Source organism: Vibrio sp. SG41-7 (genome assembly GCF_014164465.1).
GTDB lineage: Bacteria > Pseudomonadota > Gammaproteobacteria > Enterobacterales > Vibrionaceae > Vibrio > Vibrio splendidus.
The window spans coordinates 1-13,480 of record NZ_JACJFF010000004.1 but is presented as its reverse complement, the minus strand read 5'-3'; the positions used below and the strand labels follow the sequence as shown (position 1 = coordinate 13,480).

The window sequence follows — 13,480 nt, the reverse complement described above, 5'->3', positions numbered from 1 at the left end:
GAAAACGTTTGCTAATATTCATGCAGCATATTTTTCTTAACGAAATATGCTCAACTACTAGCGTAACTTTTCACACACAATCTAAGGTAGTTCTTCTTAATGATATGGTTGACTTCTAAGGTCGTAATGACTTTGAGCTTATTACTGTATAGGGAATTTAAGAAAAGACGTACGGAAGCTGAAGTTGAGTCATAACTCAACAAATTGAATTGAAGGGAAGCTGATGCTTCCCTTTTTCGTTTCTCTGTCTATCGTTTCTTAGTCAATGAACGATAGAAAAACAGTTGGTACATCGCTAATGAAAATCCCGAGACTTGGTGTTCAAGCCAACAATCTCCTCGGTAATATCGATGAGCTTACCCGCGATAACATGCACGACTTCCCCTTCTTTTTCTAATATCCCTTGTACCTTTAAAGCCTTGGCTGTGAGATAAGCTTGCTGTTGCGCGCGCGCGGTTGCTCCCCAGACCACAACATTAATATTACCTGTGTTATCTTCCAAAGTGACAAAGGTGACCCCAGCTGCGGTGCCAGGTGATTGCTTACCAGTGACCAATCCGACAACGGTGACCATGGATTTGTGTCTCTGTTGTATTAAATCTTTCATGTGTGTGAATCGACCTAATCGTCCCGCTTCTTCGAGCAAAGTGATTGGGTGTTTGTTCAATGAAATTCCGACACTGGTGAAGTCTTCGAGTAGATCTTGCATCTCACTGGGTTGGTGCAATGAGAGCTCGCCATTATCATCTTCTGTATAGTCATCGACTTGGTTAAACAAAGGTAGATCAGAGGCTAAGTCCATCATTGCCCAACGCGTCTGAAAACGATCTCCGGAGACATTATTCAGTGCATTTGCGGAGGCCAGTAGTTCGATATCTTTCTTATTCATCGATAACTGTTTAACCTGACTAGGGTGGCGATAACCGGATTGCGGGCGATTGGCGAGCACGCTTTGAATCCCATGCTCGCTGAATCCTTTGATTTGTCGCAGCCCTAAGCGAATCGCTAAGCCGTTCTGATGTTCAACGACTATGTGGTTGTCTTGTGAGGCGTTCACACATACTGGAAGAATCGCCACATTGTGTCGTTGTGCGTCTTGTACCAACTGTGAAGGGCTGTAAAAGCCCATGGGTTGGCTGTTCAGTAAAGAAGCGTAGAAGCACTCTGGGTAGTAGCATTTCAACCAAGCGGAGCAATACGCTAACACCGCAAACGAAGCCGAGTGGCTTTCAGGAAAGCCGTACTCACCAAAGCCGCATATCTGTTTAAAGATCTGTTCGGCAAACTCTGTCTCATAGCCACGCTTTTGCATCCCCTCGATGAGCTTGTTTTTAAACTTAAAGACGTTGCCATTTTTTTTCCAAGCGGCCATCGCGCGTCTGAGCTGATCTGCTTCTCCCCCCGTAAACCCTGCCGCGACCATCGCGAGCTTAATCACTTGCTCTTGAAAGATAGGTACACCCAAGGTGCGTGACAGTACCGATTCCACATCTTTAGATGGATAACTAATGGGCTCAATACCATCTCGACGTTTTAGAAACGGATGTACCATATCACCCTGAATAGGCCCTGGACGTACGATAGCGATTTGAATCACCAAGTCGTAATAAGTCCTCGGTTTAAGCCTTGGCAGCATGCTCATTTGCGCTCGTGACTCAATTTGGAATATCCCGACCGTGTCTGCTCGCTGAATCATACTGTAAACCTGAGGATCGTCCTTGAGGCGTGTGATCTCTGCGATCGTTAGCGAGCGACCATGAATGCGTTTGATTAGGTCGAAACATTTACGAATCGCAGAGAGCATACCCAGAGCAAGCACATCGACTTTAAGCAGTCCCAAGGTTTCTAGATCATCCTTATCCCATTGAATTATGGTTCGTTCGTGCATTGCGGCATTCTCGACAGGAGCCAGTTCATACAAAGGCCCTGAAGATATGACAAAGCCACCAACGTGTTGAGATAGGTGACGTGGAAAGCCGATGATCTCATTCACCAAGTGGATAAATTGTTGCCCCTTCAAAGAATCAGGTTGCAGCCCCAATTGAGTTAACTGAGCCTGCCAACCTAGGCTTTTGTCCCTACGGTTGGTGTTCTTGATGAAGTAGTCGAGCTGGGTTTCTTGTAGTCCTAACGCCTTACCGACATCTCTTACTGCACTTTTGAAGCGATATGAAATCACAGTTGCGGCAAGCGCAGCGCGTTCTCTACCGTATTTTTGATAGATGTATTGGATGACATCTTCACGTCGTTCGTGCTCAAAATCGACATCAATATCAGGCGGCTCATCGCGCTCTTTACTGATGAAACGTTCAAACAGCACTGAGATCTGTCTTGGATCGACAGAGGTGATTTCTAGGCAGTAACAGACCACGGAATTGGCCGCAGAACCTCGACCTTGGTAAAGAATCCCTTGGCTTTTGGCAAACATGACGATGTCATGAATGGTGAGGAAAAAGAAAGGGTAGTTGAGCTCACCAATCAATCCGAGTTCTTTATCTATGATTTGTTGAATATTGCTAGGCACACCTTGTGGGAAGCGAGCTTGTTTCCCTCTCTCGACCAACATGCGTAGATAACTCATGGGCGTCTCACCTTGAGGAATCAGTTCACTGGGATATTCGTAGCGCAAGCTATCCAAATCAAATTCACACAGCTCAGCGATGCGGTTGCTCTCTTCTAGCCACTCAGTTTTGAAAATACGTGAGAGCTTATTGATGCTTCGTAAACAGCGCTCGGCATTGGCCAGTAAGTGACTACCCACTTCAGTAATGGGTTTTTGGTACTTGATCGCAGTGAGTGAGTGCTGCAAGGGTAAGCGGTTAGCATTGTGCATCAATACACCGCCGCAAGCCGTTATCGGCAGGTGATGATGTTGTGACAGCTCGACACAGTAATCGATGTACTGCTGGTCGGTTTGTTTTAGGTGTCGTTGTAAGCCGATCCACAACCGGCCTGAATGATGCTGGGAGAGCCATTGCCCCCAGTGTGCGTCTTCATTTTTCTGTTGAGGAAGCCAAAGAATGAAGCAGTGCTTAGCCGACATGATATCCCACTCAGAGAGTTGATAATGTCCTTTACTGCTACGGCGTCTCGCGTTGGTAATAATACGGCACAGTTCGGCGTAGGCTTGTCTGTTTGGGCATATCAAGATCACTTGGCACTCTTCATTTAACCAAAACATACTTCCGACAATTTGCTTGAGCGACAGTTTATGTTGCTTGATTGCAGAGTGAACCTTAACGATGCCCGCCACTGAGCACTCATCAGTGACAGCGAGTGCTCTGTAACGTAAGAAGTCGGCCTGTAAAACAAGCTCTTCTGCGTGTGAAGCTCCCTCAAGGAAGGAGTAATTACTTTGGCAAAATAGCTCTGAGTATTGCTGAGACATAACGTAATATCACTTAACCATTGCGAGTGAACATGATTGAAAAGGGATGTTGAAATTGAGTAAGTGGAACGGACGAGCTAACGAAGTTTCTTACTGACTTACTTTCCTACAAGCTAGCTAAATAAGCCGTGCAAAAACCACTGTTTATCTGGCGTTCTAAAGATCCATAGCCACCGACCGTTTTCGCTGTGAGCAATAAAGTAGTCACGAATGATTTTCTCGCCATCCCACCAGCCAGAAACAATGCGCTCAGGACCTTGAGACAGGGTGACGCTTTCGGTTAAGGCTTCGGGCTCTGGCAGTAAAATACTGGGCCTGAGTCGCTGTTGGTTGATATTGAAAGCAGTGGTTTGTTGTTCGAACTCTGGGGGTGTTTGCTTCTTTGCCACAGACTTACTCAGTGTTGGAAGCGAGTACTGATTGGCTTTTTCTGGCCTTGGATCGTGCTGTATTTTCGGTGTTTGAATGCAGGCTTGCCCTAACTTAGCTTGCAGTAATGAGAGCAAATCTAACGCGGCAAGTGTTCCTGTATTGCCATCAAAAAGATCACGGTAGGCCATTTGCGGTTCTCCATGACGAATTACGGAAAGGGTCAGCCCCTGAATCGGTGCCGTGGTTTTCAGTGATTCTAAGGTTAGATGAGTCAGGTTCGCCCACTTTGCAGCAAGGTAATCGCCTTGTGCTGAATAGAAAGAGACAGGGTGGTCGTCTTTATCTCTCAGATGCAAAGTCAGCGTTAACTCGAAAGCAACTCGGTCGCGTAGCTTCAAAAAACACTCGAGTTGATTTAATAATTTCAGTAACGGCTTTTCGATAAACAGGATGTTTTCAATATCAAACAATAGCTCGAGATATTGCTGAAAATTCTCCGGTGGATGGTAGAAATCGATCGGGTGCTTGAATTGGCCGTTAAGGCGACCCACATAGTTCACCAAATCGATATCAAAGCGACGTGCGACATCTTGCAAAGGCAGTTTCAATAGGTCATCCACTAAGTTAATGCCGACACGGTTCAGACGCTCCACTTGCTTAGTTGGCAGCTCGCTGGAACTTAATGCTTGTTGATTGACCCATGCTTTCATTTGCTCAACATTATTAGTGACTTGGTTGATGGATTGCTTGCCCAAAAGGATCGCAGAAAGTGGCGAGTAACCCGTCGCGAAGCTGAACTGGATATTGAGCGTTTCTAAGTGGCTTTTGAGCTCATGCCAGTAGTTATCTAGCCCATCGTAAAGTGACAGCATATTAGATGCTTTAATCAACAAACCATTCGGTGGTAGTAAAGCCATGTCAGAAGTGACCAAATACGCCCATTGAGCGATCTCTTTGAGCTTACTTTTTTCTAGCTCAATACTGTAAGGGTGGACGTGTAAGTTATGGCAAAGCGCCGCCGCAGACCCTAGCCCCATACCAAGTGAAATTCCCGATTGCAGCGCAGCTTGGTTAGCTTGCAGCACACGGTGATCTTTTTCATCCACGATGATAATAGGTTGCTCGTGTGACTCTTCATTAGAGTGAACTTTCTCGGAGTTAGATAGCTCAGAATTGAACAAGGTATCCAACTGCAGAGATGGAAAGTGCAGATAAAGCCACAACATACGCTAGCCTTGTTTCGCAATAGGAAAAGCCAGCACGGTGTTATTTGATAAAGCACTATGTGAACTGTCTTGAAGGGTAATTTTTTCAGTGAGTAACGGCCAATTTTGGCTCATGTCTAGAATAAAGCTGCCATATGACCAACTGCCTTTCCTTTTTGTTACCTCAACCTTTAACCCTTGGGCGTGAGAAGATAGCTTCATGCTTAGAGAAACGGGTAGAGATAACTGATTATGGCTGGTGGCCTTAAAGTGAAATTGCAGACACTTACCGGTTTCGCTTGCTGCTTGCAGGCGCTTGGTTTGATGTATTTCTAGATCGGCTCCCCATAGCAATACCGAGTGACAGGCGCCGCTTTTAAGGCACTGCTCTGCTGCCCACAATGCATCGAGATCGCGCTGAGGTTGGATAACGAGGATGTTCTCTAGTTCAATACCTTGGCTGCTAAAAAACTCGGCACAGATCTTCCCCGGTGGGTTAATGAAGATGGCCAATTTTTGTGAGTTTTGTTGAGCTAAATAAGGTGTAAGCAGGCGAAGTTCACCGATCCCTTGTTGCGATTCAACCTCAATAACACCATGCGTCGGAAAGCCACCATCAAGCTGTTTATCCAGTTGAGGATAGCCTGTTGAAGTAGTACTTCCTTGCGCTGTTGGTTGTAACCCTGTCCAGATTAGCTGGCGGTCTTGTAAGTTTTTTATTAGTTCATGCATAATTAAATACCTGTATATTTATACAGTATATTTAACAATGAAAAAGATGCAAAGAGAAATGATGAAAATTAGCGGAAGTAAGTGTTAGTTGATTGATTTAGATACAAAAAAAGCCGCTATGGAAGCGACTTTTTACTATTGGTTAATGATATCAGTTACTTAGGTTGAGCATCGATACATTGGCCATTAATATCTGTCACACTTGGGTTCATTAAGTGTAGGTAAAGCGGGATGATGTCGAGTGGCGTTTTCAGCTTGTTCGCATCTTCACCTGGGTACGCTTTTGCACGCATGCGTGTTTGAGTGCCGCCAGGGTTGATCGCGTTTACACGGATGTTGGTGTCTTCAAGTTCGTCCGCTAGGATTTGCATCATGCCTTCGGTAGCAAACTTAGAAATCGCATAAGTGCCCCAGAATGCACGGCCAGAGTGACCAACTGTAGAAGAGGTGAATACGATACGGCCTGCTTCAGCTTTTTTAATGACAGGCAGCAATGCTTGAGTCATTAGAAATTCAGCTTTAACGTTGATTTGCATAACGCCATCAAACGTCTCTTCATCGATTTGATCAAATGGACTTAACGTGCCAAGCACACCTGCGTTATGCAGTAGGCCGTCTAAACGACCGAATTGTGATTCAATGGTTTCAGCCATATCAATGTAGTTCTGCTTTGTTGCTCCTTTGAGGTCTAGCGGAATGATCGCAGCCTGAGGGTAACCAGCACTTTCGATTTCATCGTAAATGAATTCAAGGTTTTTAACATTGCGGCCTAACAGAATGACAGTTGCACCATGTTGAGCGAAGCTTAGTGCGGCTTGGCGACCAATGCCAGCACCGGCACCTGTAACCAAAATTACTTTATCTTTGAGGGCATCTGTAGAGATTGGGTAATCCACTGTGCTTATCCTTCTTTCTTTTATTATGTTCGTCATTCCATTGGTGTTTAATCACACAGATAAACGCAGGAATGATGAGAAATTCTTGGTAATCGTGACAAGATGGTTACAATACACTAATTCATACATTAGGGGATATGACATTGGAATTTTTGTTGGACTACGGCTTGTTTTTAGCCAAGATTGCGACCGTTGTAATCGCCATCATTGCAATTTTAGTGATTGCTAAATCGGTGGGTGGAAAATCAAGCGCGATTAAAGGTGAGCTGGAAATCACGAACCTATCTGAGCACCATAAACAGACGATTGAACAATTAGAGCACCATCTACACGATGATGCTTTCATCAAAGCCCGTGATAAAGCAGAAAAGAAAGCGGAAAAAGAAAAAGTAAAATCACGTGGCAAAGAAGTGAAAAAAGCAGCGAAAGAGGGTGAGCTTGATAGCAAGCGTGAACCACATCTATTCGTTCTCGATTTTAACGGCAGCATTGATGCGAAAGAAGTGGCTTCGCTACGTGAAGAGGTAACGGCGGTTCTAGCTGTGGCTCGTGAAGGTGATGAAGTCTTGCTTAAGCTTGAGTCTGGCGGTGGCATGGTTCACGGCTATGGTTTGGCGTCTTCTCAACTCGACCGTATCAAAGCAGCAGGCCTGCCTCTGACTATCTCGGTAGACAAAGTAGCCGCGAGTGGTGGTTACATGATGGCATGTATCGCGGACAAAATTGTATCTGCACCTTTTGCTATTGTTGGCTCTATTGGTGTTATTGCTCAACTGCCAAACTTCAATAAATTACTTAAAAAGCATGACATTGAGTTCGAACAGCTAACGGCGGGTGAGTACAAACGCACACTTACTATGTTTGGTGAGAACAGCGATAAAGCACGCGAGAAGTTTAAAGAAGAGCTCGAAGAGACACATGGCCTATTCAAAGACTTCATCCGTGACCATCGTCCAGCTCTCGATCTTGAAAAAGTAGCAACGGGTGAGCACTGGTTTGGTACACAAGCACATGAGCTTGGGCTGGTGGATGAGATCAGCACTTCTGATGATTTAGTCGTAGCGGCATGTAAGGACAAAACGGTTCTAGCGATTCACTACGTACAGAAGAAAAAGCTGTCAGACAAACTAGCGGGCGTGGCAGGTAAATCTGCAGACAGCGTGCTGATGAAGCTGATTGAACGCGGCCAAAAGCCGATTGTTTAAGCTTATTTAGCTTTAGCTCTAGTATCTAGGTTTAGTGCCTTGCGTCTATTGAAGACGTTTGAGCCTTAAAAAGAAAGCGCATAAGTCATCAGACTTATGCGCTTTTTTATTGCTCCACTTCCGAGTGGGTGACCACTATGTTGTAGGGGGAGCGGAGTTTTATACCAAGCACTTACTTACTGTGATTGATATTAAATCTTGGCTCCATAATCATTACGTTTTGGACAAGTAGTCAGAATCTCTCTATGGCCCGTATCTTTGAGCTCTTCCAAAATCACATCAAAGCCCCATAAGCGATAGAGATGTTTCATCACTTCGTCGTAGCCTTTATCAAGCGGTATACGGCCGTGAGGCACATACTGCAGTGTCATCGAGCGATCACCACGAACATCGACGTTAAACACCTGAATATTCGGCTCAAGGTTACTTAGGTTGTATTGCGCCGCAAGCTTTTCACGAATCAAGCGATAGCCTGGGTCATCGTGAATAGCACTTATCTCAATGGTGTTTTTTCGGTCGTCGTCGAGCACAGAAAATAGTTTAAAGTCTCGAATGATCTTTGGTGAGAGGTATTGGCTGATGAAGCTTTCATCTTTGAAATTGTGCATGGCAAAGTGCACCGCTTCTAACCAATCACTTCCGGCTAACTCAGGGAACCACTCTTTGTCTTCATCGGTTGGTTCTTCACAGATGCGTCGGATGTCTCTAAACATCGCAAAGCCAAGCGCATAAGGGTTTATCCCGCTGAAATAAGGGCTATTGTAGGCGGGTTGTGCGACCACGCTGGTGTGGCTGTGTAGGAATTCTAATATGAACTTGTCACTCACCAAGCCTTCGTCGTAAAGGTGGTTAAGAATGGTGTAATGCCAGAAAGTTGCCCAGCCTTCGTTCATTACTTGAGTTTGCTTTTGAGGGTAGAAGTATTGGCTCACCTTTCGAACAATGCGAACACACTCACGCTGCCAAGGTTCAAGTAGTGGTGCGTTCTTCTCGATAAAGTAGAGAATGTTTTCTTGAGGTTCGCTAGGAAAGCGGATTTTTGTCTCTTTTTCCTTGTCTTGATTTTTAGGCACAGTTCTCCACAGCTCATTGACTTGAGATTGCAGATACGCTTCACGTTCTTCTTGCCTTGCTGTCTCTTCAGCTATGGAAATCTTCTCAGGGCGTTTGTATCTGTCTACGCCGTAATTCATGAGGGCATGACAAGAATCGAGAAGTTGTTCGACTTCGGCAACACCGTATTTTTCTTCACAATCGGTAATGTATTTTTTAGCGAATAATAGGTAGTCGATGATGGAACTGGCATCGGTCCAGGTTTGGAATAGGTAGTTGCCCTTAAAGAAAGAGTTATGGCCGTAACAAGCATGAGCCATTACGAGCGCCTGCATCGTGACCGTGTTCTCTTCCATCAGATATGCGATACAAGGATCTGAATTGATCACGATTTCGTACGCTAATCCCATCTGACCATGCTTGTAGTTTTGCTCGGTTTGAATGAATTTTTTGCCAAATGACCAATGATTGTAATTGATCGGCATACCGATGCTCGAGTAAGCATCCATCATCTGCTCAGAAGTGATCACTTCAATTTGGTTCTGGTAAGTATCTAAACGGTAATGCTGCGCCACACGTTTGATTTCTACGTGATATTGTTCCAAGAGGTTGAATGTCCAATCTGGACCATCAGGCAGCATCTTGTCGTTTCTCTTCTGTGTCGCTTTATCTCTATCTGCAATGTTTGATTTCGCTGTCATGGCAAGCCCCCTTACGCTGTCTCTTTCTGGAACAGTTCTCTAAACACAGGAAAAATATCATCCACCGTTTTAATATTTTTCATGGCGAAGTTGTCAAAGCTACTCTCGAGTTTTTCGTATTCGTGCCAAAGTGTTTGATGAGAGCGGCGTGTTATTTCGATGTAAGAGTAATATTGGCAAGTTGGCAGAAGTGTATTGACTAATAGCTCTTTACAACGAGGCGAGTCATCAGCCCAGTTATCGCCATCAGAGGCTTGTGCTGCATAGATGTTCCACTCATTTGCAGGATAGCGATCTGCGACAATTTCCTTCATCAGTTTCAGTGCACTGGAAACGATGGTGCCACCGGTTTCTTGTGAATAGAAAAACTCGTGTTCGTCGACTTCTTTAGCCTGAGTATGGTGACGAATAAACACAACATCGACGTTTTCGTAGGTGCGATTTAGGAACAGATACAGAAGGACATAAAAGCGCTTCGCAATGTCTTTCGTGGCTTGATCCATTGAGCCAGATACATCCATTAGGCAGAACATGACGGCTTGGCTAGATGGAATAGGGCGCTTCTCGTAGTTTTTAAAACGCAGGTCGAAGGTGTCAATAAATGGCACGCTTTCAATTTTTTTACGTAACTCGGCAATCTCTTCTTTTAAACGACTTTCTTCAAAGGGTTGTGCTGGTTCCGTCATTTTAACTTGGTCAAGCTGCTCCATCAGTAGGTTAAGCTCGCGCTTTTTACCTGCTGTCATCGCGGTTCGACGAGCCAGAGATTGCTGCAGTGAACGAACGATCGCGATGTTGGAAGGGATCCCCGCGCTTTGATAACCAGAGCGATGTGTCTTCCATTCGGTAATTTTGTTGACCTGATTCTTCTCTAGATTAGGAAGAGCTAAATCTTCAAAGAGAATATCAAGATATTCATCTTTTGAAATTTGGAATGTAAATTCATCTTGGCCTTCGCCATCAGGGCTTGCGTCACCCTGGCCTGCGCCACCACCTTGACCGCCACTTTTAGGACGTTCAATTTTATCGCCCGTGATGAACTGGTCATTACCTGGGTGAACGCGTTCTCTTACGCCGCCTTGACCTTGGTGAAAGCTTGGCTCTTTGATGTCTTTATGGGGAATAGTGACGTCTTCACCGGTTTCAGTATTGGTGATTGAGCGTCGGTTGACTGCATCGGCCACAGATTCTTTGATTTGCTCTTTATGGCGTCGTAAGAAACGCTGTCTATTCACAGCACTCTTATTCTTGCCATTGAGCCTCCGATCGATAAATTGTGCCATAAGAACTCCCTCTCAGCTGATGTCGCGATCCTACTTTTTATAGGTTGTAAGAGTTATTGGTTTATTAGATCTATTCGTTTATTAGGGTATAAAGTTATTGGTTTGTACGAGCTGCTCACTTGAGCAGCTCAGTACGGTTTGGTTATGAGGATTTACGAACTCTTAGGTACCACTCGGATAGCAGTCTCACTTGTTTCTCGGTGTAGCCTTTTTCCATCATACGAGCAACGAAGTCGTCGTGTTTTTTCTGATCATCCGTTGAGGTCTTAGCATTGAACGAAATAACAGGAAGCAGCTCTTCAGTGTTAGAGAACATTTTCTTCTCAATTACAGTGCGCAGTTTCTCGTAGCTTGTCCAAACTGGGTTTTGACCGTTATTGTTGGCTTTGGCACGAAGCACAAAGTTCACAATCTCATTTCGGAAGTCCTTAGGATTACTGATACCGGCTGTTTTCTCTATTTTCTCTAGTTCACCATTCAGAGAAGCACGGTCAAATAGCTGGCCTGTCTCTGGATCGCGGTACTCTTGGTCTTGAATCCAGAAGTCAGCGTAGGTGACATAGCGGTCGAAGATATTCTGACCGTACTCAGAGTAAGACTCTAGGTAAGCGGTTTGAATCTCTTTACCGATGAACTCAACGTAGCGTGGCACTAGGTATCCTTTCAAAAACTCTAGATACTTCTCGGCGGTCTCTTGAGGGAATTGCTCACGTTCGATTTGCTGCTCAATAACGTAGAACAAGTGCACAGGGTTCGCAGCCACTTCGGCTTGGTCGAAGTTAAACACACGAGACAGGATCTTAAAGGCGAAACGCGTTGATAGCCCAGACATGCCTTCGTCAACGCCAGCATAATCTCGGTACTCTTGGTAGCTCTTCGCTTTTGGATCGGTGTCTTTTAGAGTTTCACCATCGTAAACACGCATTTTTGAGAACAGAGAAGAGTTTTCAGGCTCTTTCAGTCTCGATAGGATGCTGAATTGCGATAGCAGATCGAGTGTGCTTGGTGAACAAGGGGCTTTGGACAGCTCACTGTGCTCAAGCAGTTTTTGGTAGATCTTAACTTCTTCAGAGACGCGCAGACAGTAAGGGACTTTTACAATGTACACACGGTCGAGGAAGGCTTCGTTGTTTTTGTTGTTACGGAAGGTCTGCCACTCGGATTCGTTTGAGTGAGCTAGAATCATACCGTCAAATGGCAGTGCAGAAAGTCCTTCAGTACCGTTGAAGTTACCTTCTTGTGTTGCCGTTAGGAGTGGGTGCAAGACTTTGATTGGCGCCTTGAACATCTCTACGAATTCCATCACACCTTGGTTTGCTTTACACAGTGCACCAGAGTAACTGTAGGCATCAGGGTCATCTTGAGAAAAGTGCTCAAGTTTACGAATATCGACTTTACCTACAAGTGAAGAGATATCTTGGTTGTTTTCATCACCAGGTTCTGTCTTCGCGATCGCAACTTGGTCGAGAATCGAAGGGCGTAGTTTGATGACTTTGAATCTAGAGATATCACCACCGAAATCATGGAGGCGTTTCGCTGCCCAAGGAGACATGATAGAGCGTATGTAACGTTTCTCTATTCCGTACTCTTGTTTCAAAAGGTCGCCATCTTCGTTTACGTCGAATAGACAGAAGGGGTGATCATTCACAGGGCTTCGTTCACCATCTGCAGACAGCACATAGATTGGTAGCTTTTGCATCAGTGCTTTGAGTTTTTCAGCAAGGGAAGATTTACCACCGCCCACAGGGCCAAGCAGGTAAAGGATTTGCTTCCGTTCCTCTAAGCCTTGTGCAGCGTGTTTTAGGTAAGAAACAATCTGTTCAATCGCATCTTCCATGCCGTAGAAATCTTTAAATTCGCTGTAGCGTGAGATGACACGGTTCGAGAAAATACGACTTAGATGGGGGTCTTGAGCGGTGTCTATAACCTCCGGTTCGCCGATGGCCAGTAGTAAGCGCTCAGCAGCGTTAGCGTAAGCACTTTTATCGTCTTTACACAGCCCTAAGAACTCTTGCAATGTGAGCTCTTCTTCCTTGGCTGCTTCATAACGTGATTGATAGTGGTCAAAAATACTCATAGTCACATTCCCCTTGTTAACCAGTCAAAACTGATGAGCGATTGAAAAATAGGCTCTCCCTACATTTTAAGGTTAGACCCGCTTGCACAATTTTGCTTAACAATTATGTATTTATTTACAATTTTGCGTGTGAAAAACCTAGCGAGCGCAATAGGCAACTTGAGGCGTGTAGAATCCAATTATTTTACATTCGAGGGGATCTAGCCGTTTGTTTTGTGATTTTAGGTCGCTTAATAATACTCACACTGGATTTATGTGTATTAGATGTATAACTGAGCTCTATTGATTTATTGGAATGAAGTACCATATAATGCGCAGCGTTATCAAAAATTGCTCAATAAATAGGTAGATGTAGTGAAGAATTATGGGTTAAAAATAGTGGCTATCAGTGTTGCGTTACTGGCTTCGACAGCAACACATGCAAAAATCTCGCAGTGGTCACTGGGCGCTGACGGATCCCCTCATAATTTCCCTAGTCCTGCGTTGTGTGTGAGCCTTTGATATTCGAACATTCCCCATTGATATTGGGATTCATTAATTTGATATCGCCGATGATTTCGAACCTCTC

At 44.8% G+C, this 13,480-nt stretch carries 8 protein-coding genes and 1 pseudogene; 2 read left to right on the top strand and 7 right to left on the bottom strand.

Annotated elements, in window-relative coordinates; genetic code table 11:
* Window positions 1-295: 295 nt before the first annotated feature.
* The 4 genes from H5300_RS01690 to H5300_RS01675 all read right to left on the bottom strand — a co-directional run bounded on the left by H5300_RS01690 (window position 296) and on the right by H5300_RS01675 (window position 6,593).
* On the bottom strand, window positions 296-3,388 hold the full coding sequence (locus tag H5300_RS01690) for an error-prone DNA polymerase (protein ID WP_182795296.1): 3,093 nt from the start codon (window positions 3,386-3,388) through the stop codon (window positions 296-298).
* Between the two features lie 113 nt (window positions 3,389-3,501).
* Entirely contained in the window at window positions 3,502-4,986 is a 1,485-nt protein-coding gene (locus H5300_RS01685) for a DNA polymerase Y family protein (protein WP_061021853.1), read from the bottom strand.
* A 3-nt stretch (window positions 4,987-4,989) separates the two neighbouring features.
* Complete coding sequence (imuA, locus tag H5300_RS01680; RefSeq protein ID WP_102487820.1) at window positions 4,990-5,697, bottom strand: translesion DNA synthesis-associated protein ImuA; 708 nt, start codon at window positions 5,695-5,697, stop codon at window positions 4,990-4,992.
* A 155-nt stretch (window positions 5,698-5,852) separates the two neighbouring features.
* Entirely contained in the window at window positions 5,853-6,593 is a 741-nt protein-coding gene (locus H5300_RS01675; RefSeq protein ID WP_004736577.1) for a YciK family oxidoreductase, read from the bottom strand.
* A gap of 143 nt (window positions 6,594-6,736) precedes the next feature.
* Here H5300_RS01675 and sohB point away from each other — a divergent pair, with 143 nt between their 5' ends.
* The gene (sohB, locus tag H5300_RS01670) at window positions 6,737-7,798 is read left to right on the top strand and encodes a protease SohB (RefSeq protein ID WP_009849001.1); all 1,062 of its coding nucleotides are present in this window, start codon (window positions 6,737-6,739) and stop codon (window positions 7,796-7,798) included.
* Between the two features lie 191 nt (window positions 7,799-7,989).
* Here sohB and H5300_RS01665 read toward each other — a convergent pair whose 3' ends face one another.
* The 3 genes from H5300_RS01665 to H5300_RS01655 all read right to left on the bottom strand — a co-directional run bounded on the left by H5300_RS01665 (window position 7,990) and on the right by H5300_RS01655 (window position 12,912).
* Window positions 7,990-9,552, bottom strand: coding sequence for a SpoVR family protein (locus H5300_RS01665; protein ID WP_108192467.1), 1,563 nt, complete (start codon window positions 9,550-9,552; stop codon window positions 7,990-7,992).
* A gap of 11 nt (window positions 9,553-9,563) precedes the next feature.
* The gene (locus tag H5300_RS01660; protein WP_108122206.1) at window positions 9,564-10,835 is read right to left on the bottom strand and encodes a YeaH/YhbH family protein; all 1,272 of its coding nucleotides are present in this window, start codon (window positions 10,833-10,835) and stop codon (window positions 9,564-9,566) included.
* A gap of 142 nt (window positions 10,836-10,977) precedes the next feature.
* Window positions 10,978-12,912, bottom strand: a complete 1,935-nt coding sequence (locus H5300_RS01655) for a PrkA family serine protein kinase (RefSeq protein WP_004736581.1) — start codon at window positions 12,910-12,912, stop codon at window positions 10,978-10,980.
* A gap of 354 nt (window positions 12,913-13,266) precedes the next feature.
* Between H5300_RS01655 and H5300_RS28305 the strand changes: the two are divergent.
* Window positions 13,267-13,371, top strand: a pseudogene (locus H5300_RS28305) (MipA/OmpV family protein); the annotation flags it as partial.
* Window positions 13,372-13,480: the final 109 nt, after the last annotated feature.

Coding starts and splice junctions, on each gene's coding strand:
- H5300_RS01660 (WP_108122206.1), bottom strand. CDS start 10,835: ATGGCACAATTTATCGATCGGAGGCTCAATGGCAAGAATAAGAGTGCT.
- H5300_RS01655 (WP_004736581.1), bottom strand. CDS start 12,912: ATGAGTATTTTTGACCACTATCAATCACGTTATGAAGCAGCCAAGGAA.
- H5300_RS01665 (WP_108192467.1), bottom strand. CDS start 9,552: ATGACAGCGAAATCAAACATTGCAGATAGAGATAAAGCGACACAGAAG.
- H5300_RS01685 (WP_061021853.1), bottom strand. CDS start 4,986: ATGTTGTGGCTTTATCTGCACTTTCCATCTCTGCAGTTGGATACCTTG.
- H5300_RS01690 (WP_182795296.1), bottom strand. CDS start 3,388: ATGTCTCAGCAATACTCAGAGCTATTTTGCCAAAGTAATTACTCCTTC.
- imuA (WP_102487820.1), bottom strand. CDS start 5,697: ATGCATGAACTAATAAAAAACTTACAAGACCGCCAGCTAATCTGGACA.